Raw genomic sequence first — 25,790 nt, 5'->3', positions numbered from 1 at the left:
ATGATGAAAGACGACCAGACGGCCTTCGAAACCGCGCTTTTTGCGCGCGCCGCAGCAAGCGAGGACCTGCTGCGGCAAATCCTCGATGCACCCCTGCTTTCCGGCGAAATCGCCCGGCCGGAACGCCTGATGGCGGCGATGCGCCATGGCGCGCTCAACGGAGGCAAGCGGCTCCGCCCTTTTCTGGTCATGGAAAGTGCGGCGCTCTTTTCAGCAGATGATGAAGCGGCGCTGCGCGTCGCGGCAGCGCTGGAATGCGTGCATTGCTATTCGCTGATCCATGACGATTTGCCGGCCATGGACGACGATGATTTGCGCCGCGGCCAGCCGACCGTGCACAAGGCCTTTGACGAGGCGACCGCGATCCTTGCCGGCGATGCGCTGCTGACGCTGGCTTTCGACATCATCGCCGATCAGGCGACCGTGCTGCCGGCCGAGCGCCGGACGGTGCTCGTATTGGCGCTCGCCCGCGCCGCGGGAGCCGGCGGCATGGTCGGCGGCCAGACGCTCGACCTCGAGGCCGAGCGCAAGCGGCCGGACGAGGCCGGCATCATCAGGCTGCAGGCGATGAAGACCGGCGCGCTGATCCGCTTCGCCTGCGAGGCCGGCGCCATCGTCGCCGGCGCGCCCGCCGCCGATCGCGAAAGACTGGCGGAATTCGGCTCGGCCATCGGCCTTGCCTTCCAGCTCGCCGATGACCTGCTCGACCTCACGGCCGACGCAAAGCAGATGGGCAAGGCGACGAAAAAGGACGCCGCCGCCGGCAAGGCGACGCTCGCCGCGCTGCACGGCCCCGACTGGGCGCGCGAGCAGCTCCACGGCCTGATCGACCAGGCGCACGCGCTGCTCGAGCCTTATGGAGAGCGGGCAGCGTTGCTGAAGGCGGCGGCGACATTTGTCGCGACGCGCAATAACTGAAGGCGTGGGTATTAGCCGAGCCGAACCGGTTTCACAGTTTTGCCTTGGCGAAAATGCGCGACGCCCATTCCAGGAACACACGCAGTCGCGGCGCGAGCTGGCGGTTCTGCGGATAAAGCGCCGAGAGCGGCGTCGGGGTGGGTGGAAAATCCCCAAGAACCTCGACCAGCGTCCCATCCATGAGATCCTTTTCCAGCCGGTAGCGTGGCGCTTGCAGAAGCCCAAAACCGAGGCGCGCCAGCCCGACGGCGGTGTCGGAATTGTTCACACGCACCCGGCCGGGTAACGTGACCTGACGCACCGTTGAGCCGATCGTGAACTCCAGCGGCAGGACCTCGCCCGTGCGCGAGGAGACGAACCCGACGGCCTGATGGCCGTCCAGCGCTTCCGGTAAGGCCGGCATCCCATGCCGCTTCAGATAGCTCGGGCTGGCGCAGGTGATTTCGCTAATCATCGCCAGCCGCCGCATGATCATGCCGCTGTCCTGCGGTTCACCGGCGCGAATGACACAGTCGACCCCTTCGCGCACCAGGTCGACCAGCCGGTCGCCCTGGCCGATATGCAGATCGATGCCGGGATAGCGCTCCATGAAGGCCGGGAGTTCCGGCAGCAGGAAGCGCTGCGTGAGCAGCGGATGCGCATCGATGCGCAAAAGGCCGCGCGGCTCGGCGCTGCGGAACCCGGCCTCGGCATCTTCCACCTCGCCCAGGATCGACAGGCAGCGCTCGTAATAGGCCTGCCCGTCGAGCGTCGTGGCGACATGGCGCGTGGTTCGGTCCAGCAGCCTTGTCCCCAGATGCTCCTCCAGTTGCTGGATCGCTTCGGTCGCGGTCGAGCGCGGCAGGCCGAGATCGGCTGCGGCCGCGGTGAAATTGCGCCGCTCCACCACGCGGACGAACAGCCTCATCCTGTCCAATCGATCCATCGCCAATTGTTCGCTCCATCCGAATACTGCTGTCAATAGAAGACCGATTAACCTGAAAGCGCCGCGATCTATATCCCCTTCACAATAATGAACGGAGATCGATCATGCAGAAGACAAGAACCGCGATCGTAACAGGCGCCTCCAGAGGTATCGGCGCGGCCATCGCCGAACGGCTCGCCCAGGATGGCATGGCCGTCATCGTCAACTATGCGCGTGGCAAGGACGCTGCCGACGAAGTCGTATCAGTCATCGAAGCCGCCAGCGGAAAGGCGCTCGCGGTACAGGCAGACGTCGCCGAACCGAGCGGCATGGTCACTTTGTTCGATGCGGCCGAAAAGGCCTTTGGCAAGGCCGACATCCTCGTCAACAATGCCGGCATGATGCGGCTGTCGCCGATCGCGGACACCGACGACGCTGCGTTCGAACGCCAGCTCGCCGTCAATCTCGGCGGCACGTTCCGCGGCATGCGCGAAGCTGCAAGGCGTCTGAACGATGGCGGCCGCATCATCAATTTTTCTTCAAGTGTCGTGGGCTTCTACCAGCCGGCCTACGGCATCTATGCCGCGACCAAGGCCGGCGTCGAAGCGATGACGCATATCCTTGCCAAGGAGCTCGGCCCGCGCCGCATCACGGTCAACGCCGTCGCGCCCGGCCCGGTCGACACGGAACTCTTCACCGACGGCAAGAGCGCCGCGCAGATCGAGGCGATCACCCGGCTCATCCCGCTCGGCCGCCTCGGCCAGCCCGACGACATCGCCGGGCTCGTCGCCTTCCTTGCCAGCCCGGACAGCCACTGGGTCAACGGCCAGATCATCCGCGCCAATGGCGGCGCGATCTAAAGGTAGAGCTACCATGCAGCAGACAATTCTCATCACCGGCGCATCGAGCGGCTTTGGCGCGATGACCGCGAAGGCGCTCGCCATGGCCGGTCACCGGGTCTATGCCTCGATGCGCGATCCGCAAGCGCGTGGAGGAGCCGCAGCCGCCGACATGGAAAGGCTGGCGCGCGAGGAGGGACTGGCGCTGCGTCCGATCGCGCTCGACGTGCTGTCGGAACCGTCGATCGAGGCGGCCGTGGAAACCATCCTGGCGGAAGCCGGCAGGATCGACGTCGTCATCCACAATGCCGGCTATATGGTGTTCGGGCCTGCCGAAGCCTTCACGCCGGATCAATTGGCTGCGCTCTACGACGTCAATGTGCTGGGCACCCAGCGCGTCAACCGTGCCGTGCTTCCGCATATGCGCTCGCTCGGCCGCGCACTGATGATATGGGTCGGATCGAGCAGCACGCGCGGCGGCACGCCGCCTTTCCTCGCGCCGTATTTCGCCGCCAAGGCGGGCATGGATGCGCTGGCGCAGAGCTACGCGCTGGAGCTTGCCCGTTTCGGCATCGAGACGAGCATCGTGGTGCCGGGTGCCTTCACCAAGGGCACGGAGCATTTCGCCCATTCCGGCAAGCCGGCCGACTCCGGGCGAGCCGCCGCTTATTGGTCGGGCCTTTATGCCGGCGCGGATGAGCAGGCGCTAAAAGGTCTTGCCGGCCTGGAGCCCGCCGATGCCGATCCCTCGAAAGTCGCCGAGGCCATTGTCGATCTGGTGGCAATGCCGCATGGCCGCCGGCCGTTCCGCGTCCATATCGATCCGTCCGATGACGGTGCGGCCATCGTCAACGGTGTCGCCGACCGCGTCCGCGCCCAGCTTCTGGTGCGCATCGGCCTTGCCGACCTGCTTCACCCAAAGCCCTGAAACCCGACCTGAAAGGAACCTGGAAATGCCCTTTGCCAACTTCAAGATGCCCGAAGCCGCTCTCACGAGAGCGCAGAAAGAGGACCTGGTCCACAAGACCACGCAGATGTTCGTCGACTATTTCGGCGAACGTGTGCGTCCCACCACGATGGTGCTGATCGAGGAGGTTCCCGATGGCGGCTATGGCCGCGCCGACGAGGTCTTCGTCATTCCCGACGCCTACCGGGCCAAGGAATAGGGTCTGAACCCGAGCAAAGCGGGCCGCTCGCAGAGCGGCCCGCCCAACTTTCCGTGTCGGAGCCGATACGCGCCTTTCCTCGGATCAGCCCCGGTTCGGCAAGCTCCGGAGGAAATCGATCATGGCGGCGTTGACTTTGTCCGGGCGCTCCTGCTGGGTCCAATGCCCACAGCCGGGCAGCATCAGCGTATCGCGGATTTGCGGGACGAAGTTCCTGAGATTGGCCAACAGTTGATCCATGCCGGGGAAAGCGACCACCAAGTCGCGGTCGCCCGCGGCGTACAGAGCGGGAACCTTGATCCGCGCGCCGGCAAAGGGCGCCATTAGCTCCCAGTTCCGGTCGATGTTGCGGTACCAGTTGAGACCTCCGGCAAAGCCGGTGCGCTGGAACTCGCCGGCGTAGAAATCGATGTCGCTTTCGCTGAGCCAGTGCGGCAGGTTCGCAGGCGCCTCGGCGGCTTGCAGGAGGCCTCCGCCGTGCGGGACCATGGCAATTCCGGCGCCGCCGTCCAAAGCATCTCCCGATACGGCGTAAAGCATGGTGCGCACCGTGGCCCGCGGGTCTCGTTCCAACTCTGCCTCGGCAACGCCGGGTTCTTGGAAATAGAGCTGGTAGAATTGGGAATCCGCAGTTCGCGGCATGAGGCTGGTCGGGCGCGCATTGCCGCGCGGCCGAAACGGCACGCTGAGGCCGATGACGGCGTGGAAGCGGTCCGGTCGCAGCAACGCCGCATACCAGGCGACGACCGCGCCCCAGTCATGGCCGACGATGACGGAGGTGGGGGCTTCAAGGGCGTCGAGAAGGCCCACCATGTCGCCGACCAGATGAAAGAGCGTATATTGGTCGATCGCTTCCGGCCGATCGCTCTTGCCATAGCCCCGCATGTCGGGGGCGACGGCGCGAAAGCCCGCCGCCGCAAGCGCGGCCAACTGATGACGCCAGGAATACCACGACTCGGGAAAGCCGTGGCACAAAAGCACCAGGGGTCCATCTCCCTGCTCCGCGATGTTGAGGTGGATGCCGTTGGTCTCAACCACTCGCTGCGTAGGTTCGCTCACGGCCGCCTCTCGTGCTCGGTGTTTCCATCTCTGATCGATGACAGGCGGCCGGCAGCCGCAACGGGTGGCTGAGCCGACGGAGTGCCATGTTTCGGAGGGCGCTTCTTTATTGACTGTCTCAGGGCCGGTCGCGGCAGTCAATGTCTGACACCGTCACGGAGCGCCGGTCCCTATGGGCAAGGCGTCCACGCATTCGATTGGTTCTGGTGATCCGCGTCCATTCGTGCAGGATCACCAACTGACAAATGTGAGGAGGCGGGAACCAATGCTTAAACTGCAAGTCTGGCTGGCCGATTATTGGGTCATCGGTGCCGGGTTCATGGCGGCATCGCTTATCGCGGTTGCGCCAGTGGTCTCGCTTTCGTTGCCGGTGTTCCTGATCTTCTTGCACAGCCCGCTTTACATGATCCATCAGGTCGAAGAGCACACCGGCGACCGATTCCGCAAATTCGCGAACGAGAATGTTTTCGGCGGCCGAAACGCTCTTACCGTCGCCTCGGTTCTCGTGATCAATCTACCTTTTGTCTGGGGCATCAACCTGCTGGCTCTTTACGCGGCATTCCTATGGGGGCCTGCCTGGGGCCTGGTTGCTCCTTATGTCATGGTCGTGAACGCGCTCGCGCACCTCGTCACATCGGCGCGGCTCCGCAAATACAATCCCGGCCTCGTCACCAGCGTCACTTTGTTTTTGCCGCTGAGCGTCGCCACAATCTGGATGATTGGCCGGACGGGAGGCCCTGCCCCGCAATTGATCGGTGCAGCTCTCGCGATCCTGCTTCACCTGGCGATCATTGCGGTGGTGGCTTCTCGATACCGCTCTCTCGTCGTCAACCAGTAGCACCTCCGGCGAAACCCGCCCGGCACCAACGAAATCTTAATGTAAATCAAGCGTAATCCCGACCGTTAAAATTGTGCGTATGGGTTTGGGGTTGCGCATGCCGGAGTACTCCTCCTTCATCCGGTCGATCCGGATTCGCTACTTTTCGGGATTGCTCGTCTTCGCACTGGCCTCGGCCGCCGTCATGTTCGCGCTCAACCGCGTGAATTCATACCGTCACGAGGTCGACGCCCTCAGCGGCAACTTCGTCATCTTCTCCCGCGACCTGCGCAACGCCACCAATTTCGCCGAGACGACCGGAACGGCTTGGCGGGCCGAGACCCGCGAAGCACTGACCACCGCCGCGCGTGGCCATTCCGAACGGCTGATGGGCGAGATCGATATCCTGAACGCGCGGCTTGCGGCGATCAGGCCACGCCTGTCGAACGACACCCTCAACGCGCTCGAATCCGCCTCGGTGAACGGCGATCTGTTCTGGTCGGCGCGCGACATGGTGCGCAACTTCAACCTGATGTCGGTGGCCCAGAAAGTCGACGAATGGAGCTATCGCGAGATCCGCAACCAGAACGACCTTTTCGCCCAGCCGATGCTGGTGCGCGTGCGCACCGCGCTCGATAACGAACGGCGCCTCGCCGACGCCTCCAACGACCGGCTGCTCATGTGGGCGAGCGGCCTGCTGATCGCCGTGATCGCCATCGCGGCGGTTCTGATCTTCCGGCCGATGGAGAACGCGATCCGCCGCGCCTTCGCCGAGACCGCCGCCTCCTTGTTCAAGGCGGAGGCGGCCGATCGCGCCAAGTCCGAATTCCTCGCCAACATGAGCCACGAGATCCGCACGCCGATGAACGGCGTGCTCGGCATGGCCGAGCTTCTCGCCAAGACCGAGCTGACGCCGCGCCAGAAGACCTTCACCGACGTCATCGTCAAATCCGGCAACGCGCTGCTCACCATTATCAATGACATTCTCGATTTCTCGAAGATCAATGCCGGCCAGCTGACGCTCGACCCCGCTCCCTTCCGCTTGGCGGAAGCGGTCGAGGACGTGGCCACTTTGGTGTCGGCCCGCGTTGCCGAAAAGAACCTCGAGCTCATCGTGCGCGTCGATCCGCGCTTGCCGGCTTTCGTCGTCGGCGACGCCGGACGCTTCCGCCAGATCGTCACCAACCTGCTCGGCAACGCGGTGAAATTCACCGAGAAGGGGCATGTGCTGATCGATGTCGGCGGCGATGTCGCCGATGGCACGGTCCAGCTCAAGGTCCGCGTCGAGGACACCGGCATCGGCATTCCCGCCGAGAAGCTGCAGAGCGTGTTCGAGAAATTCGCCCAGGTCGACGGCTCGTCCACCCGTCGCCACGAAGGCACTGGCCTTGGGCTGGCCATCTCGGCCCGCCTCGTCGACCTGATGGGCGGCAAGATCGGCGTCGAAAGCGAGATCGGCCGCGGCTCGGTGTTCTGGTTCGCCGTGCCGCTGCCGATGCACCGCCAGGAAGCGCGCGACGAGATCGTGCCCGTCGACGTCACCGGCGCCCGTGTGCTGGTCATCGACGACAACCCCGTCAATCGCGAGATCCTGCTGGAGCAGTTGCGCAGCTGGAGCTTCGATTGCGCCGCTGCCGAAAGCGGCGCGGTCGGCCTCGCCTTCCTCGACCGTGCCTGCCAGCTCGGCGCCTCGGTCGACTGCATCATCCTCGACTACCAGATGCCCGGCATGAACGGCGCCGACGTCGCCAGGGCGATCGCCGCCGACAGCCGCCTGTCGTCGATTCCGGTCGTGCTGCTCACCTCCGTCGATCAGGTCGATTTCGGCAGGATGGTGATCGATTTCGGCATCGTCGCGCATCTCACCAAGCCGGCGCGCTCGGCGGTGCTGCTCGGCACCGTGATCTCCGCCATCCAGAGGGCGCGCACACAAGGTGCCAAGGCGCATTTCGTGCGCGAGCCGATCGTCGCCCAGGCAGCTCCACCGGCCTTCACCGTCATTCGCGGCCCTGCCGTTGCGGTACCAGCGGCGCCGGAGTCCACCGCCGCGCCGAGCGGCCCGATCGACATCTTGATCGCCGAGGACAATGACGTGAACCAGTTGGTCTTCGGCCAGATCCTCAACGGCCTCGGCTTGAGCTACCGCATCGCCGGCAACGGCCGTACCGCGGTCGAGATGTATCGCTCGCTGCGGCCGCGGTTGGTGCTGATGGACGTGTCCATGCCGGAGATGAACGGCTATGAGGCGACGCGCGCCATCCGCGCGATCGAAGAGCGGAACGGCAGCCACACGCCGATCATCGGCGTCACCGCGCATGCGCTGAAGGGCGACCGCGAAAAATGCATCGAGGCCGGCATGGATGACTACCTGCCGAAGCCGGTCTCCCCCGATCGCCTCGGCGCCAAGATCGGCACCTGGCTCAGCGAAACGGTGGCGGCGAAGAGGGCGTGAGGGCAGGGTGGCGTCTAGCGGCCATCGACCACCGCCGAGTTCCTTCGCGCCCCCCTCTGGCCTGCCGGCCATCTCCCCCACAAGGGGGTGAGATTGGCAGCTGCGACGCCGACCCTCCTTCTTCAATGGCGATTGGCGAAAGCCGGCGCGACATCTGATCTCCCCCCAGGTGGGGGAGATGGCCGGCAGGCCAGAGGGGGGCGCTATCCCGCCAGCGTTTCCGAATTTCTTTCCGATGCGAGCTACTAGTTGCTCATAACCACGCAGGCCCCGCCGACGCTGTGCAGCTTGCCGCAGATGCCGTCCGCCTGGTTGAACCGTGGCTCTATAGTCGGAACTTTGCCCTTATCCGCTCAGCGCATTCGAACGGTGAAAGCACGCTGGAGTCGATCTCGAGATCGTAGCTGATACCCTTGTGCACGCGCTCATACTGCCAGCGCGACAGTCCGGGCAGCCTATCGCCGCGTGCGCTTTCGCGAGCTTCCAGCACATCGGGCGGAGCGAACACGCCAACGCCGAACACCTCGAAATCGCGGAGCAGAGCTCGGTATTCGGCCATCTCGTCGCCGACCATCACGTCGTCGACGATGAGGTTGTTACCCTGGCGCGCCATAGCGGCGATGGCATGCCGCATGCCTTGCATCGCCCGCCTGCCGACCGGCCCGGTTGCGATGGCGATGGATGGTTTGCCGTTCTGCCAGATGGTCTCGTAGGCGAAGCCCGGCATAGTCTCCTGCAGCGCTTCCGGCAGCATCTCCAGGAAGGCGTCCATCTGCACATGCAGGAAAGGTTCGACGGTCATCGTCTGCAGTGCCTTGGCGATCGAAGTCTTGCCGGCACTGCCGGCACCGTTGAGCAAGATGATTTTGGCTGTCATGCCCGTACTTTCCAGCTCATCCGCCGCTACCGGTTGCGCATAACCACGCATGCCCCGCCGACGATGTGCAGCTTGCCGCAGATGCCATCCGCCTCGGCGCGCGAGTCGGCGCCGATCCTGACCGCGTAGATGCCACGCCGGCCGATCGGCGTGCGCACGCGGCTCACCACCGGATCGTGGCTGGCGAGCAGGGCCGGGAACCGGCCGCGCACTCGCAGCCATTGGCCGATCGCGGCGGAGCGGCGGAAATTGCCGGCCACCTGCACGCCCCACGGCTTGACGTTGATCGAGGCCATGGCGACGGTCTCGGACATGATCACCGGCAGCCTGCGGCAGGCAACCGCGAAGCTCGTCTTCGGATCGAGCGGCTGGATGGTGCCGCCGTAGGCGGTGTCCGAGAACTTGTCGACCGGCTCGCCCATGATGTCGAAGACATAGCTCTCGGTTTCCATCGGCAGGAAGCCGCCCGAATCCAGCCAGCGCGACACGCGGTTCTCGCCGGCATTGTAGGCGGCCGCCGCGAGGCCGAGATTGCCGTAGCCTACCTTCATTTCGGCAAGATATTTCGCCGACGCGGGGATAGCCTGTTCGATGTCGAAGGGGTCGGCAAGCCCGCGCAGCTTGGCCGTGCCCGGCATGAATTGCGCGATGCCTTCGGCTCCGACCGGGCTCACCGCATTCGGATCGAAACGGCTCTCCTTCCAGATCAGCCGCGCGAAGAAATCCTGGGGCAGGCCGTTCTTGCCGGCCTCGGTCTCGATCAGATCGCAGACGCGGTTGATCAGCCGTTTGGCCGCGGATCGCGACTGCGGCGGATCGGCGAGCGCCTGCCCGGCGCAGCCGAGCCAGCAGAGCAGGATCAGCGCGGCTTTGAGCAATCGCCGCATCGGCCTATTCGGCCGCGGCCTTGCCGTGTCCGTAGCGCTGCTCGATATAGTCGGCGACCATCTTCTCGAAATCCTGCGCGATCGAAGGACCGCGCAGCGTCGCCGCCTTCTTGCCGTCGATGAACACCGGCGCCGTCGGCGTCTCGCCGGTGCCAGGCAGCGATATGCCGATATCGGCATGCTTGGATTCGCCGGGGCCGTTGACGATGCAGCCCATCACCGCCACCTTGAGGTTCTCGACGCCGGGATACTTCTCGCGCCACACCGGCATGTTCTTGCGGATGTCGGCCTGGATGCTCTGCGCCAGCTCCTGGAACACGGTGGACGTCGTGCGGCCGCAGCCGGGGCAGGCAGCGACGATCGGCACGAACTGCCGGAAGCCCATGGTCTGCAAAAGTTCCTGCGAGACCTGCACCTCGCGCGTGCGGTCGCCATTCGGCTCCGGCGTCAGCGAAATGCGGATCGTGTCGCCGATGCCCTGCTGCAGGAGGATGCCCATCGCCGCGGAAGAGGCGACGATGCCCTTGGTGCCCATGCCGGCCTCGGTCAGGCCGAGATGCAGCGCGTGGTTCGAACGGGTCGCAAGTTCGGTATAGACTGCGACCAGGTCCTGCACGCCGCTGACCTTGGCCGACAGGATGATCTTGTCGCGGCCAAGCCCGATCTCTTCGGCCATCTCGGCCGACAGGATCGCCGACTGCACGATCGCCTCGCGGGTGACCTCCTGCGCGGTGAGCGGCGAGCCCTGGGCCTGGTTCTCGTCCATCAGCCGGGTCAGAAGCTCTTGGTCGAGCGAGCCCCAGTTGACGCCGATGCGCACCGGCTTGTCGTGCTTGATCGCCATTTCGACGATCGCCGCGAACTGGCGGTCCTTCTTCTCCTTGAAGCCGACATTGCCGGGATTGATGCGGTATTTCGCCAGCGCCTCGGCGCAGGCCGGATGATCAGCGAGCAGCTTGTGGCCGATATAGTGGAAATCGCCGACCAGCGGCACGTTGACGCCGAGCCTTGCCAACCTCTCCTGGATACGCGGCACGGCGGCGGCGCTCTCGTCGCGATCGACGGTGATGCGCACGATCTCGGAACCGGCGCGATGCAGCGCGGCGACCTGCGCCACGGTCTGGTCGATATCGGCGGTATCGGTATTGGTCATCGACTGCACGACGACCGGCGCGCCGCCGCCGACCATCACGCCGCCGACATCGACGCCGACCGATGCGCGGCGTGGGAAAGGAGAGGAAAAATATCCGGTCATGCCGGCCGCCTTCATCTGGAAGTTCCGGGCATGAGGTGGCGGAGCAAAGATGGCTTGTCAATGGCCAGTGACGGCCATTGTCCGCAAATCGGCTGTCCTCGATCGGCGGCCCCGCCGCTCAAACGAACAGGTCGGGCTGCGAGATGTGCGCAGAAACGGTCCAGCAGATTTTGGTGTAGGACACCGAGCCGGTGGCATTTCTTGCCACCGGTGGGTTGCACCACGACGGGCGCGGGTGATGTTGTCTAGAGAGCTTCAGTGCGCGGTCGGTTTCGCCTTCAGCTTTTCAATCTCGTCCTTGATTGCCAACTTGCGCCGCTTGAGACTGGCGATTTCGAGGTCGTCTACCGAAGGATGGTTCATCGCATCGATAAGCTCACGCTCGATGTCGCCGTGCTTCCGCTGCAGCTCATCAAGATGGGATGCAAGAGACATGATTGGTTCTCCCTTTCATGGTTTCCTCGATTGCAGCCGTCGCAGGCACGTTCCACCGCAGGTCGCTACTGTGACGGCACAATGACAGTTTGCCACCATCCAATCCCGATGTCGAATGCCGCGTGGTAGCATTCCACGACAATGTGAAATGTGATATCAGCGGCGCGCCGGTGACAAGACCGACAGGTCACAAACCCCACCGGCCCGCCCAAGGCCCATCCGGGGCGACGCATGCGCAGACGGTAGATAATGTCCGAACAGGAACAGGCTGAAATACGCCTAGAATATTCCCGGCTCAAACAGGAACACGCCGATTTCGACGCCGCCATCAACGCGATGGTTGCCATGGGTTGCGACCCGCTTCAGATCCAGCGCATGAAGAAGAAGAAGCTGATGCTGAAGGACCGGCTGATGGCGCTCGAAGACCGGATTATTCCCGACATCATCGCCTGACAACAGCTTTCCTTCGCTACGAGATCGATAGCCGCGCGGCGCGTTCGCGCAGCAGCGCCACCAGTTCGCCTGTCCGCTCTTCCGAGGTGTCGATCGGAACCACCAGGCACATCGTCGCCTCGACCTTGCCGGGCGCCGAGAAGACCGGCGCCGCCAGGCATTTGGTGTAGGCGTCGACGAGGCCCGACGTCACGCAATAGCCGGTGACGCGGGCTTTTCCGATGTCGTCGATGAAATCGTCGAGCTCGATCTTGCGGCCGTCCGGCAGCACGAGATCGTCCTGCGAGATCATGGCTTCGATCCGGCTCCGTTCCAGGCCGGCAAGCAGCAGCCGGCCGGAAGCGGTCCAGGGAAGCGGAATCTGCAGGCCGGTGGCCGAGCTGATGCGGAACGGCCTGGTGCCCGGGCTCGAATGGACGATCGTGTAGCGGCCGCTCTGCAGCATGCACAGTTCCGAGGTTTCGCCCGTCTCGCGCGACAGCGTGTCGACCTCCTGCCGACCGCGCCTGAGCAGGTCGTTGCCGCGCATATAGGCCATTCCATAGAGGTAGAGCTTCTTGCCGAAATAGACGCGGTTGCCGTCGCCTTCCATCTCCAGCAGCCCGGCCTCGACCAGCTCGCGCACCAGCGTGTAGGTCGTCGAGCGTGGCGCGTTGAGGCCTTTCGCCAGCTCACCGATGCCGATCGCGCGCTGGTTGGCATGCAGGAATTCCAGAATGTGAAGCACCCGGTTGAGGCCCTTCTCGCGCGAATTCGCGGGCTTCTCCTCGTCCATGCCAGCGGCCGGCCACCCGGTCAGTGTCTCGCCATCTTGCATTGCAAATTCCTAATGCTAGTATCTGTCCTGTACAGGATACACGCGTCTCTTGTAAGAGACAAATGACGACGGACGCAAGTATCGCTGCTTCATTGGGGAACACACCACGAAAGGAGGTCGCTGTGAACGACACATCCGGAAGACGTGATTTTCTGAAATTGGGAATGGCGGGACTTGCCACCGCCGGCGCGCTCACCGCGATCAGCGCCGAAAAGGCAGCCGCGCAGGCCGCATCCGACAGCGTGCTGCGCACCGCGCTCGATCGCGGTAAGCTCATCGTCGGCACCGGCAGCACCAATGCGCCCTGGCATTTCGAGAACGATGCCGGCGAGTTGGTCGGCATGGACATCACCATGGGCCGCATCCTCGCCAAGGGCCTCTTCGACGATCCGACCAAGGTCGAGTTCGTCATGCAGGACCCGGCGCAGCGCATTCCGAACGTGACCACCAACAAGGTCGACATCACCATTCAGTTCATGACCATGACCGCGCAGCGCTCGCAGCTGGTCCACTTCTCGCGGCCCTACTATGTCGAAGGCGTCGCGCTGCTGACGCTGCCTGGCTCGGAGAACAAGACCTTCGACAAGCTGCTTGCGGGAGGCTCCGCCACCCGCGTCTCGATCCTGCAGAATGTCGATGCCGAAAGCTCGGTCCACTTTGCTCTGCCGCAGGCGCAGGTGATGCAGATTGACACCCAGGCCAATGTGCTCCAGGCGCTGGAATCGAAGCGCGTCGACGCCGCCGCGGTCGACCTCTCCACCGTGCGCTGGCTCGCCTCGCGCAATCCGGACAAATATTTCGATGCCGGCAAGAGCTGGTATTCGATGCTTTACGGCGCGGCGGTCCGCCAAGGCGATCTCGACTGGCTGACCTATGTCAACCAGACCTTCACCATCGCCATGTTCGGCCACGAGACGGCGCTCTACGATGCCGCCTTCAAGGAATATTTCGGCCAGGAGCCGCCGCCACGTCACCCGGGCTTCCCCGTTATCTGACCAAGCGGTCAGACAAGTCGGCGGAAGGGCGCGCAAACGCTCTTCCGTCTGTTTCTCCTCGACACGGGCCATGCGGAGGACGAATCCTATGCTCGTCACCGCAGGCCATTGAGACGGACGCATGGGCTATACGCTCAACTTCAACCTGATCTGGCGGCACTTCGACAAGCTGTGGGGCGGCTTGCTGCTCAGCCTCGAGCTTGCCGTGATCTCGATCGCCATCGGCATCGTCATCGGGCTGGTGCTGGCCGTCTGGTATGTCTCGGCCGGCCGCGTCGTGCGCGGCATCATCGCGGCTTACGTCGAATTCATTCGCAACGTGCCGCTGATCCTGCTGGTCTATCTGGTCTTCTACGGCCTGCCGACCGTCGTCGACCTCGTCTACAGCGCGCAGACCTCCTTCGTCGCGACACTTTCCCTCTACAGCGGCGCCTATCTGGTCGAGGTGTTTCGCTCCGGCCTGGAGGCCGTGCCGCGCGGCCAGATCGACGCCGGCAAGGCGATCGGGCTCACGCCCTGGCAGCGGCTTGTCCATGTGCGCTTGCCGACGATGATGCGCATCACGCTGCCGGCGCTCTCCAACACTTTCATCTCGCTGTTCAAGGACACCTCCGTCGCTTCCGTCATCTCGGTGCCGGAGCTGACCTATGGCGCGCAGTGGATCAACTTCAACACCTTCCGCATCGTCGAGGTCTATCTGGTGGTGACGGCGATGTATCTGTTGACGGGCTACGCCCTGCTCTTCGCGTTGCGCCTGGTCGAGCGCTGGTACAAGACGGCGCGCTGATGCTCGGTCAGATCGCCTACGCCCTGCCGTTCCTCGCCGAAGGCTTCGCGCTGACGCTTTGGGTATCCTTGCTGGTCGTGGTGCTGTCGCTGATCGCCGGCGTCATCCTCGGCGTCGGCCTCGTCTACGGACCGGCGCCGCTGCGCTGGGCGGTGCGCATCTTCAGCGACACCATTCGCGGCATCCCGATCCTGGTACTGATCTTCTTCGTCTATTACGGCCTGCCGGCGGTCGGCGTGCATCTCCAGTCCTTCTGGGCCGCGGTGCTCGCGCTCACCCTGTTCAAGACCGCTCAGGTCGTCGAATATCTGCGCGGCGCTGTCGCCTCCATTCCGAAGGGCCAGTCCGAAGCGGCGATGGCGATCGGCCTGACCTTCCGTCAGCGGCTTGCCTACGTCATCTTTCCGCAGGCCTTCCGCCGCTTCCTGCCGCCCTGGATCAACGGCGTCACCGACGCGGTGAAGGGCAGCGCGCTGGTCTCGCTGCTCGGCATCACCGATCTGATGCAGGCCATCAATCAGGTCATCGGCCGCACCTATGAGGCGATGCCGCTCTATATCCTCGGCGCTCTTCTCTATTTCGCCGTCAACTACGCGCTTTCGCTCGCCAGCCGACGGCTCGAGCGGCGCTTCGCCTTCATCCGGGAATAGCACGATGGCCACCAGTTCCAACGACAGTCCAGCGCTTCTCGACATAGCCGAGGTCTCGAAATCCTTCGGCTCCGTCGAGGTGCTGCGCTCCGTCAGCCTCACGGTGGCGAAGGGCGAGGTGGTCACCGTCATCGGCCCGTCCGGCAGCGGCAAGACCACGCTGCTGCGCTGCGTCAACTTCCTCGAAAGCTACGACAGCGGCTCGATCCGCATCGACGGCAAGGAGGTCGGTTTCCGCGACGGCGGCGCGCGCCAGCGCCGCAGCGAGCGCGACTTGGCCGCGATGCGCGCCGAGACCGGCATGGTGTTCCAGGGCTTCAATCTGTTCCCGCATCTGACGGCGGCCGGCAACATCATGCTCGGCCTCACCAAGGTGCGCGGCAAGAGCAAGACGGAGGCGCGCTCGATAGCCGAGCATTGGCTGGGCCGCGTTGGCCTCGCACACAAGGCCGACAGCCTGCCCGCGGAACTTTCCGGCGGCCAGCAGCAGCGCGTCGGCATCGCCCGAGCCGTCGCCATGGAACCGAAAATCCTGCTGCTCGACGAGATCACCTCGGCGCTCGATCCCGAGCTCGTCGGCGAGGTGCTGGCCGTCGTGCGCAGCCTGGCCGAGGACGGCATGACCATGGTGATGGTGACGCATGAAATGGCCTTCGCCCGCGACGCGTCCAGCCGCATCGTCTTCATGGCCGATGGCGGCGTCAGCGCCGTCGGCCCGCCCAAGGAGGTTCTCGCCGCGGAGACCACCAACGAACGCCTCCGCACCTTCCTGGCGCGCTTCCGCGCCTCGCATTTCTGAAATCGGATGACGCAAGCCATTCACCTTTGACATCGGATGGCCAAGGCCATTCATTGTTGACAACGGATGGCTGGAGCCATCCTAGGGGAGCCTTCTTCCATGACGCCTTACACCCGGCTCGCCGAACTCGGCCTGACGCTGCCCGAGCCGCCGACGCCCATCGCCAACTTCGTCACCCATGCCGAGAGCGGCCGGCTGATCTTCCTGTCCGGCCAGGGGCCGTTGCGCGCCGACGGCACGCTTTGCACCGGCAAGGTCGGCGAGGACGTGACCGTCGAGCAGGCCTACGAGCATGCCCGCCTCACCGGCCTCAACCTGCTCGCCGTCATGCATGCGGCGGCGGGCGACCTCGGCCGCATCGTGCGCGTCGTCAAGCTGCTCGGCTTCGTCAACGCGACGCCCACCTTCAGCGACCACCCGAAAGTGGTCAACGGCTGTTCCGATCTCTTCGCCGATGTCTTCGACAAGATCGGCGGCCATGCGCGCTCGGCGATCGGCGTCGGCTCGCTGCCCGGGAACATCACCGTCGAAATCGAAGCGGTCGTCGAGATCGCCGCCTGACATTAGGATCTGCTGCCATGAAAACCTATTCCGATACTGGCTCCAACACCACGATCCGCGAGCGCCTAGGGTTGAGGCCCATCATCAACGTCTCCGGCACGATGACCTCGCTCGGCGCCTCGATCATTGTTCCCGAGGCGATCAGCGCCATGGCCGAGATCGCCTCGCAATGGGTGGAGATGGACGATCTGCAGCGCGCCGCGAGCACCATCGTCGCGCGCCTGACCGGCGGTGAGGCCGGCTTCATCACCGCCTGCTGCGCCTCGGGCATCACCATGGCGATCGCCGGCGCGATGACGGGCACGAACCTCTTGGCGATCGAACGGCTGCCGGACGACACCGAAGGCCTGAAGTCGGAGGTCGTGATTCAGCTCGGCCATATCGTCAATTACGGCGCGCCGATCGACCAGTCGATCCGCGTCGCCGGCGCCAAGGTCATCCCCGCCGGCACCATCAGTGTCACGCAGGACTATCACGTGCGCGAGGCGATCAACGAGCGCACGGCGGCGGCACTCTACGTCGTCGCGCACCATACGGTGCAATACGGCATGCTTTCGCTGGAGGAGTTCTGCGAGATTTGTCACGCCAAAAACATTCCGGTGATCGTCGACGCGGCCTCGGAATATGATCTGCGCAGTTTCCTGGCGCGCGGCGCCGACATCGTCGTCTATAGCGGCCACAAATTCCTGAGCGGTCCGACCAGCGGCATCGTCACCGGCCGCAAGGACCTGGTGCGCGCAGCCTATCTGCAGAACCGCGGCGTCGCGCGCGCCATGAAAGTCGGCAAGGAGAGCATCGCCGGCACCATGGCGGCGCTCGAAGCCTGGGAGAAGCGCGACCATGCCGGCATCCGCCGGCGCGAGGAGGCGGCGCTCAATCTGTGGAAGGATGCGCTGCAAGGCATTCCCGGCATCGGCGCCCAGATCGTCCCTGATCCGACCGCGAACCCGCTCGACCGCCTGCAGGTCTTCGTGCGGCCGGAAAGCCGCTTCACCGCCGCCGGCCTTGCCTCCGCGCTCGCCGCCGGTTCGCCGCCCGTCATCGTGCGCAACCACGAGGTCGAGCGCGGCCACTTCTTCCTCGACCCCTGCAACCTGCATCCCGGCGAGGCCGAGATCGTCGCCGAGCAGCTTCGCGCCGTGCTGACCGCGAAGGAGCGTCCGGCCGACGCGATGAAAGCCGCGCGCAAGGATTCGTCTGGCGCATTGCGCTGGCCGGACTAGACTCTCCCCGGCATCGGCTACGTGCAGCAGTCGCAGGGTGATCGCTTCAGACAAGACGACAGCTTCTGATTGTCGTGGAGACCGTTAATTGTCGAAGTCGGCGCCGCCCCTCATCGCCCTGCCGGGCACTTCTCCCCGTATAGTGACGGGGAGAAGGGGCTGGCCGCAACCTCGGCGCTCTTCCTGTGACGCTGGCAATTGGCGAAATCGGTGGCGACAGTGTCCTCTCCCCGTCACTATACGGGGAGAGGATGCCGGCAGGCAGGTGAGGGGCAGCGCCAGCGCCTGGAAGGGATGAGGCGAGTTCGAAACCTGAAGCGATAGCGCTGCGCCGCAGCCGCGACAATCCTTGCGGCTGCCTGCGAATTCCGCTAAGGCGCGCCTTTGCCGCCGGGAGCGATACCTTGACCGATCAGCGTGCCGACGTCGCCATCATCATGGGCAGCCAGTCCGACTGGGCGACGATGCGCCAGGCGGCCGAAACGCTGGATGCGCTGGGCATCCCGCACAAAAGGCTGATCGTCTCGGCGCACCGCACGCCCGACCGCCTCTATGAATTCGCCAAGGGCGCCAAGGCGGCCGGCTACAAGGTGATCATCGCCGGCGCCGGCGGCGCCGCGCACCTGCCCGGCATGACGGCGGCGATGACGCCGCTGCCCGTCTTCGGCGTTCCGGTCGAATCCAAGGCATTGTCCGGGCAGGATTCGCTGCTCTCCATCGTGCAGATGCCGGCCGGCATTCCGGTCGGCACTTTAGCCATCGGCAAGGCGGGCGCCGCCAACGCCGCGCTCCTTGCCGCCGCGGTGCTGGCGCTCAACGATGACAAGCTCGCCGCCCGGCTCGACGCCTGGCGCGCCGCCCAGACCGCCAAGGTCGCCAGCGAGCCGGCGGATACGCCGTGAGCCTGGCTCCGGGATCGACCATCGGCATCATCGGCGGTGGCCAGCTCGGCCGCATGCTGGCAATGGCGGCCGCTCGTCTCGGCTATCGCACGATCGTGCTGGAGCCGCAGGCCGACTGCCCGGCGGCACAGGTCGCCAGCCGGCAGATCACCGCGGCCTACGACGACCCGGCGGCGCTTGCCGAGCTGGCTGCCGCCAGCGCCGTCGTCACCTACGAATTCGAGAATGTCCCGGTTCGAGCCGCGGAAATGCTCGCCGGGCGCGTCCCGGTCTATCCGCCGCCCCGCGCGCTCGAAGTTGCGCAAGATCGCGTGACCGAGAAGAGTTTCCTGAACGGCATCGGCATTCCGACGGCGGAATTCTGCCCCGTCGACAATGACGACCAGCTGACGCTGGCGTTGAAGAAATTCAACGGCAGCGGCGTCTTGAAGACGCGCCGCCTGGGTTATGACGGCAAGGGCCAGCGCGTCTTCCGCAACATGGAGACAGGCGGCTTTGCCGGCACCTGCGAGGCGATGGGCAATGTGCCGCTGATCCTCGAATCGCTCGTCGTCTTCGAGCGCGAGATTTCGGTGATCGCCGCGCGCGGGCTGGACGGTTCTGTCGCCGCTTACGATCCGGCCGAGAACGTCCATCGCGACGGTATCTTGCGCACATCGACGATACCGGCCGGCATCGGTCCGGAAACCGCCGCGGCAGCCAAGGATGCGGCGGCAAGAATCCTAGCGGCGCTCGACTATGTCGGCGTCATCGGCGTCGAGTTCTTCGTCCTTGCCGACGGCTCGCTGCTGGCCAACGAGCTGGCGCCGCGCGTCCACAATTCCGGCCACTGGACGGAAGCGGCCTGCGCCGTCTCGCAGTTCGAGCAGCATATCCGCGCCGTAGCCGGCCTGCCGCTGGGCTCGCCTGCCAGGCATTGCGACTGCGTGATGGAAAACCTGGTCGGCGACGACATGCTGAAGGTATCGGCGCTGCTCGCGGAGCCCGATGTGATGCTGCATCTCTACGGCAAGGCGGAGTCACGCCCCGGCCGCAAGATGGGCCATTTCACCCGGGTCAGGCGCTGAAGCAATTCCAGGAAAGTGCCCAGGAAAAGTACATCGCGGTTTTCCGTCCGGAATTGCGGCGAACAGACCTTGGCTCCGCGCCTACTGCACGTCCTGGTCTTCGTCTTCGTCCGGGCTGGCGCAGCTCGGATCGCCTTCCTGGCAGTTGGGGCCAGAGGTGAGCTGCTTGATGCGCTCGTTGGTGAGCTCGGTCAGGCACTGCGAAATCTCCATCGGGTGGATCGAGCCGCCCTCGCTGTCGGCGGTCGAATAGGCGCATTCGGCGTCGCGGAAGGCGATCCAGGCGCGCTGCGACGTCTGCAGCAGCTTGTTGGCCTTCTCGTCGTTGCGGCCGACGATATCCTTGTAGGTGGCGTTGAGCTTGGCGTCGGCCGCCTGATAATCGGCATCGGCGCATATATTCATCATCGACTGGCTGTCGTCGCTGCGGTCGCAGCCCTCGGCCCACGCAGCCGAAGCCGTCGCGAAGAGGATAAGGCAGGCGGGCAGAAAGAGACGGCGCATGCTGGATCTCCAATCGCTTTGCGTCGCGCCAGCATTCCAGCCGCTCCTGAGTCGCGCAATGCGGCGCGACCCCGATGGCGAATATTTGATGAGGTGCGCCGTTCGCGGCGTCCGAGTTGCGCGCTTGCGGTTGACATGGACAAGGCTCCTCGTTTATGAGCCACGCAAGTTCAAAGGCGCGCTTTTTCGGGCGCGCCTTTAAAATTCGGCCCGGGACCGGGCCCCCGACCGAACAGGCAAGACCATGAAGATCAAGAATTCGCTCAAGGCGCTCAAGGCGCGTCACCGCGACAACCGGCTGGTTCGCCGCAAGGGACGCATCTACATCATCAACAAGACCGCTCCGCGCTACAAGGCGCGCCAGGGCTGACGCTTGCGCGCGGCTTGTGCATGTCGAGACGGCATGCACAAAACCAAAGACGCAGCGCTCTGTTGATGTCGATTGCCGGTTCGCCGGCCTTCTCACGCTAAAATCATTTTGACGATCCGCCGTCCGGCATTAGATTCCGGCGATGCGGATTCTTTTTGCTTCTTTCACCGCCCTGCTCCTCCTCGGCACAGCCATGCCCGCATGGGCTCAGGAGCCCGCCTCGCCGCCCGCCGCCCAACCGCCCACCAATTCGCCGCCGCCCGCCATCACGCCGCCGCCGGTCGCCTCGACCAGGCAAGGACGACTCGACCAGCTCTTTGTCGATCTCAAGCGCGAGCGCAACGAAAAGGCCGCCGAACGCATCGCCGGCCGCATCTGGAATGAGTGGAACCAGTCCGGCAGCGCCTCCATCGACCTGATGATGCAGTGGGCGCAGAAGGCGACGGAAGACCAGAAATTCGACGTTGCGCTCGACTTCCTCGACCAGGTGGTGACCTTGCAGCCCAGCTATGCCGAAGGCTGGAACCGCCGCGCCACGGTGCATTTCCTGATGAAGAATTACGGGAAGTCGATGTCGGACATTGACCACACGCTGCATCTCGAACCCCGCCATTTCGGCGCCCTTTCCGGCTTGGCGCAAATCATGGCCGAAACCGGCCACAAGCAGTCCGCGCTGGAAGCCTGGCAGAAGGTGCTCGCCATCTATCCGATGATGCGCAGCGCCCAGGACCAGGTTTCGACGCTTTCCGAGGAGCTCGCCGGCGAAGGCATTTGAATCATTTAAGGGAGTAGGGCAGTAAGGCAGTAGGGGAATCGGCTCAGAAACACCTGCCCTACTGCCCTACTGCCTTACTGCCCTACTGCCCTACTGCCCTACACTTATCCCCTCCCCACCCGTATCTCCCCGCATGAACCTCATCTGCGCTGCCTTTCTCTTCCTCATTGCGCTCCTCTTCGCCCTTGCCGGCATCACCCGTGCCGGTGTCCGGCTGATCGAGCGCCGCAACCCTCCGGTCGGTGAATTCGCCGACATCGACGGCGCCCGCATCCACTATGTCCACATTCCAGCGTCTGCCGGCGCCGACCTGCCGCCGGTCGTCTTCATCCATGGCGCCAGCGCCAATCTGAAGGATCAGATGTTGCCGCTGAGGCCGCTGCTCGAGGGCCGTGCCGAGCTGCTGTTCCTCGATCGGCCCGGCCTCGGCTGGTCCGAGCGCGGATCGGGCCGCAACGAAACGCTGGCGGCACAGGCGGACACCGTCGCCGCGCTGATGGATCGCCTTGGCATCACTGGGGCGATTATCGTCGGCCATTCCTTCGGCGGCGCGATCACCACCGCCTTTGCCCGCGAGCATCCGGAAAAGACGCTCGGCCTCGTCTTCCTGGCGCCCGTCAGCCATCCCTGGCCGGGCGGCGCGACCGCCTGGTACTATAGTCTGACGGCCGTTCCGGCGGTCGGCTGGCTGTTTTCCGAGACGGTTGCCTACCCCGCCGGCATGCTGCAGATCGGCAGCGCGACGGCGTGTGTCTTTTCGCCAAACCATATGCCGGGCGATTATATCGGCAAGGCCGCGATCCCATTGGTGCTGAGGCCGCGCGCGTTCCGCGCCAACGCCCGTGATGTGGCACAGCTCTACGATTATGTGCGCGCGGCTTCGCCGGGCTACCGCGAGATCAAGGCGCCGACGGTCGTCATCTCGGGCGATCGCGACAAGGTGGTCTACGCCACCATCCATTCCGTCGGCCTCGGACGCGACATCCCCGGCGCCGAGCTGGTCTGGGTCCGCAATCTCGGCCACAAGCCCGACTGGACCGCGCCCGACCTCGTCGTCGGCGCCGTCGAGAGGGCTGCCGGCGCGCCCGTCGACTTGCAGGCGATGGCGAGCGCCGTGGAAAGCCGCATCGCTGGTGACGCGCAAGGCGCCGGCAGATATCCGGAACTCAAGGTGCCGGACGCCGAACTGGCGCCGGGCTGACGGTACGGATCACTGATGCTGCAGATCAGTGCGTCTCCGACCCGACATAGGCAATGCGCAGCATATTGGTCGAGCCTGGCGTCCTCAGCGGCACGCCCGCGGTGATGATGACGCGGTCGCCCGGCTTGCCGAAGCCCTCTTCCAGCGCGATGCGGCAGGCGCGGTCGACCATGTCGTCGAGGTCGGTGGCGTCCTCCGAAACCACGCAATGCGTGCCCCACAGGAGCGACAGCCGGCGCGCCGTGTTGACGATCGGCGACAGCGCCACGATCGGCACCTGCGGGCGCTCGCGCGCGGCGCGCAGGCCCGTGGTGCCGGAAGCCGTGTAGGAGATGATCGCCGACAGTTTCAGCGTCTCGGCGATCTCGCGCGCGGCGAACGAAATCGCATCCGCCCCGGTCGCTTCCGGCTCCGAGCGCTGCGCGTTGATGATGCCGGCATAGGTCGGGTCGGCTTCGACCTTGGTGGCGATGCGGTTCATCATGGCGACCGCTTCGACCGGATAGGCGCCGGCCGCGGATTCGGCCGAAAGCATGATCGCGTCCGCGCCTTCGAATACGGCGATCGACACGTCGGACACCTCGGCGCGGGTCGGCACCGGCGCGGTGATCATCGATTCCAGCATCTGGGTCGCGATCACCACCGGCTTGCCGGCGCGGCGCGCGGCGCGGGTGATCTGCTTCTGTATGCCGGGCACGGCCTCGAGCGGCATCTCGACGCCGAGATCGCCGCGCGCGACCATCAGCGCGTCCGAGAGCTCGATGATCTCGGCAAGGCGAGCCACCGCCTGCGGCTTTTCGATCTTGGCCATGATCAGCGCCCGGCCGCGCGCGATCTTGCGCGCTTCGGCCAGATCCTCGGGCCGCTGCACGAAGGACAACGCCACCCAGTCGACGCTGGCCGCGAGCACCGCGTCGAGATCGGCGCGATCCTTCTCGGTCAGCGCGCCGACCGGCAGGTCGGTGTCGGGCAGGCTGACGCCCTTCTTGTCGGAGATCGAGGTGCCGGCGACGACCGTGCAGACGATCGACTTGCCGTCGCTCTTCACCGCCCTGAGCTCCAGCTTGCCGTCGTCGATCAAAAGACGATGACCGGCTTCGACCGAGCTCAGGATTTCCGGATGCGGCAGGTAGACACGGCTGGACGTGCCGGGTTCCGGATTGTCGTCGAGCGTGAAGGTCTGGCCGACGGTCAGCGCTTCCTTGCCGTTGGCGAACTTGCCGACCCTGAGCTTCGGTCCCTGCAAATCGGCGAGAATGCCGATCGGCCGGCCGACGGCCGCCTCGACGGCGCGGATGCGGCCGACGAGCGTGCGCATCAGCTCGTGGTCGGTGTGGCTCATATTGATGCGGAAGACATCGGCGCCCGCTTCGAACAGCCTCTTGAGCATCTCCTCGGACGAGGAAGCCGGACCGATGGTGGCGAGGATCTTGACCTTGCGGTTACGTCTCATTGATTGTTTGTTCCCGGAGCGGGGGCCGCTGGCGCGCCTCCCGTTGCGGGCTCGTCGGTCAGCTGGACCATCCAGCTTGCCTGCTCGCCCGTGTCATATTCCTGAAATCCGGCGCGCTGAAAGCCCCGGGCGACGCAATCATTCACGCCGGCGATCTTGAACTCTTTTTCGGCCACGCACATGTTGATCGGGCCGTCCCAACGCCCGCCACGCTCGGCGTCTTCTGCATAAAGATAGTAAAACCTTGATGACAGAGGCCCCTCGATCAGCGTCTTGCAGGTCGACCCTTCGATGTGCCACCAGCCCTCGGTGATCCAGCCGGCCTTCGCCCGATAGCCGATTCCGACGCCCACCAGATTCTGTGTCGCGTTGCAGACGCGGAAGTCGGCGCGCGCCGACGAGGTCGCGCAAAGCGCGCCGAGGCCTGCGCCAAAGATCAGGAGCGGCAGGGTCAGGCGCTTGCGCGGCCTGCCGGCGAAACCCATTCCAAATCCCTTCGCGAACCACATCTGCATCTCTCGAAGCCCCTTTTCAGCAAACTCCGGGCGCATGTCAACGCGCCGTTTTGTTCAATTCCAATCGATTTAGAAGGGTTCAGCGCGCGGTAAGTCGTCCCATCAGGGATTCTTTTGCAGAAACCGTGGCCAAACAACGGCATTGCGCCTCAGTCCTCTTCGTGGAATGACGATACCACCCCGCCTGGAAGCCCGCGAACAGACCGTTTTTCAGCCGATGACCCGATCCACAGTTTTCGCGCCTTTCGACATCGTCGAAGGCGATCGCAAGAAAGGCATCGTGCTTCTGGCCGATCACGCCCGCCGGGATGTACCGGACGAATATGGCAGCCTCGGCCTGCCGGCGGCGGAGTTCGAGCGCCACATCGCCTATGACATCGGCGTCGAGACGGTGACGCGCGAGCTGGCGGCGGCGCTCGACGCGCCGGCCATGCTTGCCGGCTTCTCGCGGCTTCTGATCGACCCCAACCGCGGCGAGGACGACCCGACGCTGATCCGCCAGCTTTATGACGGCACCATCGTCACAGGGAATTATCCGATGGCCGCCGAGGAGCGGGAGAAAAGGCTCGACCGCTTCTACCGGCCTTATCACGACGCCGTCGGCGCGATGATTTCCTCGGTGGCGCATGCCTCCGGCAAAGCGCCGTTCATCTTCTCGGTGCATTCCTTCACCCCTCGCATGCAAGGCTTCATTCGCCCATGGCATGTCGGCATCCTGTGGGACCGCGACGACCGCGCGGCGCGGCCGCTGATCGACATGCTGGCCGAGGACAAGGCGCTCGTCGTCGGCGACAACGAGCCCTATGACGGCGCGCTGCGCGGCGACACCATGTTCCGGCACGCCATCGTCAACGGTTATGCCCATGCGCTGATCGAGATCCGCCAGGACCTGATCGCCGATCGCGCCGGCGCCGTTGCATGGGCGGAGCGGTTGGCCCCGATCGTTGACGCCATCGACCGCCGTTCCGATATACACGACGTGAAGATGTTCGGCTCGCGCACCGGCCCGGTGTGACGGGCCTCGACGCATGTCTCCCGAAAGTGGGAACCGGTTTCGGGAGACATGCGTAAAATCGAAAACCTAAAGCGCATGGAGCGAATCTGAAGGA

The 25,790-nt window shown here is 64.8% G+C and carries 29 protein-coding genes; 19 read left to right on the top strand and 10 right to left on the bottom strand.

The features are described 5' to 3' along the window. The gene (locus tag QAZ22_RS08365; RefSeq protein WP_278206193.1) at positions 1–918 is read left to right on the top strand and encodes a polyprenyl synthetase family protein; all 918 of its coding nucleotides are present in this window, start codon (positions 1–3) and stop codon (positions 916–918) included. 31 nt (positions 919–949) lie between these two features. On the opposite strand, the gene QAZ22_RS08360 is transcribed toward QAZ22_RS08365, so the two are convergent. Next, complete coding sequence (locus QAZ22_RS08360; protein WP_278206191.1) at positions 950–1,843, bottom strand: LysR family transcriptional regulator; 894 nt, start codon at positions 1,841–1,843, stop codon at positions 950–952. Positions 1,844–1,947: 104 nt separating this feature from the next. Here QAZ22_RS08360 and QAZ22_RS08355 point away from each other — a divergent pair, with 104 nt between their 5' ends. Genes QAZ22_RS08355 through QAZ22_RS08345 form a run of 3 tightly spaced genes read left to right on the top strand, consistent with a single transcriptional unit; the run spans position 1,948 to position 3,827 of the window. Then, on the top strand, positions 1,948–2,682 hold the full coding sequence (locus tag QAZ22_RS08355; protein ID WP_278206189.1) for an SDR family oxidoreductase: 735 nt from the start codon (positions 1,948–1,950) through the stop codon (positions 2,680–2,682). Positions 2,683–2,695: 13 nt separating this feature from the next. Beyond that, complete coding sequence (locus QAZ22_RS08350; RefSeq protein WP_278206188.1) at positions 2,696–3,589, top strand: SDR family oxidoreductase; 894 nt, start codon at positions 2,696–2,698, stop codon at positions 3,587–3,589. 25 nt (positions 3,590–3,614) lie between these two features. Further along, positions 3,615–3,827, top strand: a complete 213-nt coding sequence (locus QAZ22_RS08345; protein ID WP_278206187.1) for a 4-oxalocrotonate tautomerase family protein — start codon at positions 3,615–3,617, stop codon at positions 3,825–3,827. Between the two features lie 84 nt (positions 3,828–3,911). On the opposite strand, the gene QAZ22_RS08340 is transcribed toward QAZ22_RS08345, so the two are convergent. Beyond that, a complete protein-coding gene (locus tag QAZ22_RS08340; protein WP_278207797.1) occupies positions 3,912–4,886 on the bottom strand; it encodes an alpha/beta hydrolase in 975 nt (324 codons plus the stop codon). Between the two features lie 265 nt (positions 4,887–5,151). On the opposite strand from QAZ22_RS08340, the gene QAZ22_RS08335 reads away from it, so the two are divergent. Together QAZ22_RS08335 and QAZ22_RS08330 are read left to right on the top strand one after the other, a co-directional pair. After that, positions 5,152–5,724, top strand: coding sequence for an HXXEE domain-containing protein (locus QAZ22_RS08335; RefSeq protein ID WP_278206186.1), 573 nt, complete (start codon positions 5,152–5,154; stop codon positions 5,722–5,724). Between the two features lie 97 nt (positions 5,725–5,821). Beyond that, on the top strand, positions 5,822–8,155 hold the full coding sequence (locus QAZ22_RS08330; protein WP_278206185.1) for a response regulator: 2,334 nt from the start codon (positions 5,822–5,824) through the stop codon (positions 8,153–8,155). 325 nt (positions 8,156–8,480) lie between these two features. Here QAZ22_RS08330 and QAZ22_RS08325 read toward each other — a convergent pair whose 3' ends face one another. From QAZ22_RS08325 to QAZ22_RS08310, 4 genes are all read right to left on the bottom strand, one after another. Then, the gene (locus tag QAZ22_RS08325) at positions 8,481–9,032 is read right to left on the bottom strand and encodes an AAA family ATPase (protein ID WP_278206184.1); all 552 of its coding nucleotides are present in this window, start codon (positions 9,030–9,032) and stop codon (positions 8,481–8,483) included. A gap of 26 nt (positions 9,033–9,058) precedes the next feature. Beyond that, a complete protein-coding gene (locus QAZ22_RS08320) occupies positions 9,059–9,919 on the bottom strand; it encodes a lytic transglycosylase domain-containing protein (protein ID WP_278206183.1) in 861 nt (286 codons plus the stop codon). 4 nt (positions 9,920–9,923) lie between these two features. Further along, positions 9,924–11,174 carry a flavodoxin-dependent (E)-4-hydroxy-3-methylbut-2-enyl-diphosphate synthase gene (gene ispG, locus QAZ22_RS08315; protein ID WP_278206181.1) on the bottom strand — a complete coding sequence of 417 codons (1,251 nt, stop codon included), beginning with the start codon at positions 11,172–11,174 and terminating at the stop codon, positions 9,924–9,926. Between the two features lie 255 nt (positions 11,175–11,429). Then, entirely contained in the window at positions 11,430–11,609 is a 180-nt protein-coding gene (locus QAZ22_RS08310) for a YdcH family protein (protein ID WP_126087177.1), read from the bottom strand. 249 nt (positions 11,610–11,858) lie between these two features. Between QAZ22_RS08310 and QAZ22_RS08305 the strand changes: the two genes are divergently transcribed. Next, a complete protein-coding gene (locus tag QAZ22_RS08305; protein ID WP_040974304.1) occupies positions 11,859–12,062 on the top strand; it encodes a DUF465 domain-containing protein in 204 nt (67 codons plus the stop codon). Between the two features lie 16 nt (positions 12,063–12,078). Here the strand turns inward: QAZ22_RS08305 and QAZ22_RS08300 are convergent, their stop codons facing one another. Next, complete coding sequence (locus QAZ22_RS08300; RefSeq protein WP_278206179.1) at positions 12,079–12,879, bottom strand: IclR family transcriptional regulator; 801 nt, start codon at positions 12,877–12,879, stop codon at positions 12,079–12,081. Positions 12,880–13,043: 164 nt separating this feature from the next. Between QAZ22_RS08300 and QAZ22_RS08295 the strand changes: the two genes are divergently transcribed. From QAZ22_RS08295 to QAZ22_RS08260, 8 genes are all read left to right on the top strand, one after another. Further along, positions 13,044–13,874, top strand: coding sequence for a transporter substrate-binding domain-containing protein (locus QAZ22_RS08295; protein ID WP_278206178.1), 831 nt, complete (start codon positions 13,044–13,046; stop codon positions 13,872–13,874). 121 nt (positions 13,875–13,995) lie between these two features. Beyond that, positions 13,996–14,661 (top strand): amino acid ABC transporter permease, encoded by a 666-nt coding sequence (locus QAZ22_RS08290; RefSeq protein ID WP_278206177.1) that lies wholly within the window; start codon positions 13,996–13,998, stop codon positions 14,659–14,661. Then, positions 14,661–15,311, top strand: a complete 651-nt coding sequence (locus QAZ22_RS08285; RefSeq protein ID WP_126097505.1) for an amino acid ABC transporter permease — start codon at positions 14,661–14,663, stop codon at positions 15,309–15,311. The genes QAZ22_RS08290 and QAZ22_RS08285 overlap by 1 nt, the downstream gene beginning before the upstream one ends. Before the next feature lie 4 nt (positions 15,312–15,315). Further along, a complete protein-coding gene (locus tag QAZ22_RS08280) occupies positions 15,316–16,110 on the top strand; it encodes an amino acid ABC transporter ATP-binding protein (RefSeq protein WP_278206175.1) in 795 nt (264 codons plus the stop codon). A gap of 99 nt (positions 16,111–16,209) precedes the next feature. After that, on the top strand, positions 16,210–16,671 hold the full coding sequence (locus QAZ22_RS08275; protein ID WP_067001934.1) for a RidA family protein: 462 nt from the start codon (positions 16,210–16,212) through the stop codon (positions 16,669–16,671). Between the two features lie 17 nt (positions 16,672–16,688). After that, positions 16,689–17,894, top strand: coding sequence for an aminotransferase class V-fold PLP-dependent enzyme (locus tag QAZ22_RS08270; RefSeq protein ID WP_278206174.1), 1,206 nt, complete (start codon positions 16,689–16,691; stop codon positions 17,892–17,894). Positions 17,895–18,298: 404 nt separating this feature from the next. Beyond that, the gene (gene purE, locus QAZ22_RS08265; RefSeq protein ID WP_278076285.1) at positions 18,299–18,796 is read left to right on the top strand and encodes a 5-(carboxyamino)imidazole ribonucleotide mutase; all 498 of its coding nucleotides are present in this window, start codon (positions 18,299–18,301) and stop codon (positions 18,794–18,796) included. Beyond that, positions 18,793–19,863, top strand: coding sequence for a 5-(carboxyamino)imidazole ribonucleotide synthase (locus QAZ22_RS08260; protein WP_278206172.1), 1,071 nt, complete (start codon positions 18,793–18,795; stop codon positions 19,861–19,863). The genes purE and QAZ22_RS08260 overlap by 4 nt, the downstream gene beginning before the upstream one ends. An 81-nt stretch (positions 19,864–19,944) precedes the next feature. Here the strand turns inward: QAZ22_RS08260 and QAZ22_RS08255 are convergent, their stop codons facing one another. Further along, positions 19,945–20,367 carry a lysozyme inhibitor LprI family protein gene (locus QAZ22_RS08255; protein ID WP_278206171.1) on the bottom strand — a complete coding sequence of 141 codons (423 nt, stop codon included), beginning with the start codon at positions 20,365–20,367 and terminating at the stop codon, positions 19,945–19,947. Positions 20,368–20,611: 244 nt separating this feature from the next. Between QAZ22_RS08255 and ykgO the strand changes: the two genes are divergently transcribed. The 3 genes from ykgO (at position 20,612) to QAZ22_RS08240 (ending at position 22,713) form a co-directional block, all read left to right on the top strand. Continuing rightward, positions 20,612–20,737, top strand: coding sequence for a type B 50S ribosomal protein L36 (gene ykgO, locus QAZ22_RS08250; RefSeq protein WP_040974291.1), 126 nt, complete (start codon positions 20,612–20,614; stop codon positions 20,735–20,737). Between the two features lie 142 nt (positions 20,738–20,879). Beyond that, positions 20,880–21,512: a hypothetical protein gene (locus QAZ22_RS08245; protein WP_278206170.1), complete on the top strand. Its 633-nt coding sequence runs from the start codon at positions 20,880–20,882 to the stop codon at positions 21,510–21,512. A 133-nt stretch (positions 21,513–21,645) separates the two neighbouring features. Continuing rightward, the gene (locus QAZ22_RS08240; RefSeq protein WP_278206169.1) at positions 21,646–22,713 is read left to right on the top strand and encodes an alpha/beta hydrolase; all 1,068 of its coding nucleotides are present in this window, start codon (positions 21,646–21,648) and stop codon (positions 22,711–22,713) included. 25 nt (positions 22,714–22,738) lie between these two features. Here the strand turns inward: QAZ22_RS08240 and pyk are convergent, their stop codons facing one another. Both pyk and QAZ22_RS08230 read right to left on the bottom strand, forming a co-directional pair. Further along, positions 22,739–24,166, bottom strand: a complete 1,428-nt coding sequence (pyk, locus tag QAZ22_RS08235) for a pyruvate kinase (protein WP_278206168.1) — start codon at positions 24,164–24,166, stop codon at positions 22,739–22,741. Beyond that, entirely contained in the window at positions 24,163–24,675 is a 513-nt protein-coding gene (locus QAZ22_RS08230; protein WP_278207796.1) for a DUF1036 domain-containing protein, read from the bottom strand. Before QAZ22_RS08230 ends, pyk begins: the two co-directional genes overlap by 4 nt. Positions 24,676–24,898: 223 nt before the next feature. Here QAZ22_RS08230 and QAZ22_RS08225 point away from each other — a divergent pair, with 223 nt between their 5' ends. After that, a complete protein-coding gene (locus QAZ22_RS08225; RefSeq protein WP_278206167.1) occupies positions 24,899–25,696 on the top strand; it encodes an N-formylglutamate amidohydrolase in 798 nt (265 codons plus the stop codon). The last annotated feature ends 94 nt before the right edge of the window (positions 25,697–25,790 follow it).

It is taken from the genome of Mesorhizobium sp. WSM4906, from assembly GCF_029674625.1.
Lineage (GTDB): Bacteria > Pseudomonadota > Alphaproteobacteria > Rhizobiales > Rhizobiaceae > Mesorhizobium.
Note: the sequence above shows the minus strand (reverse complement) of the source record. Positions and strands in the feature narration are given on the sequence as shown.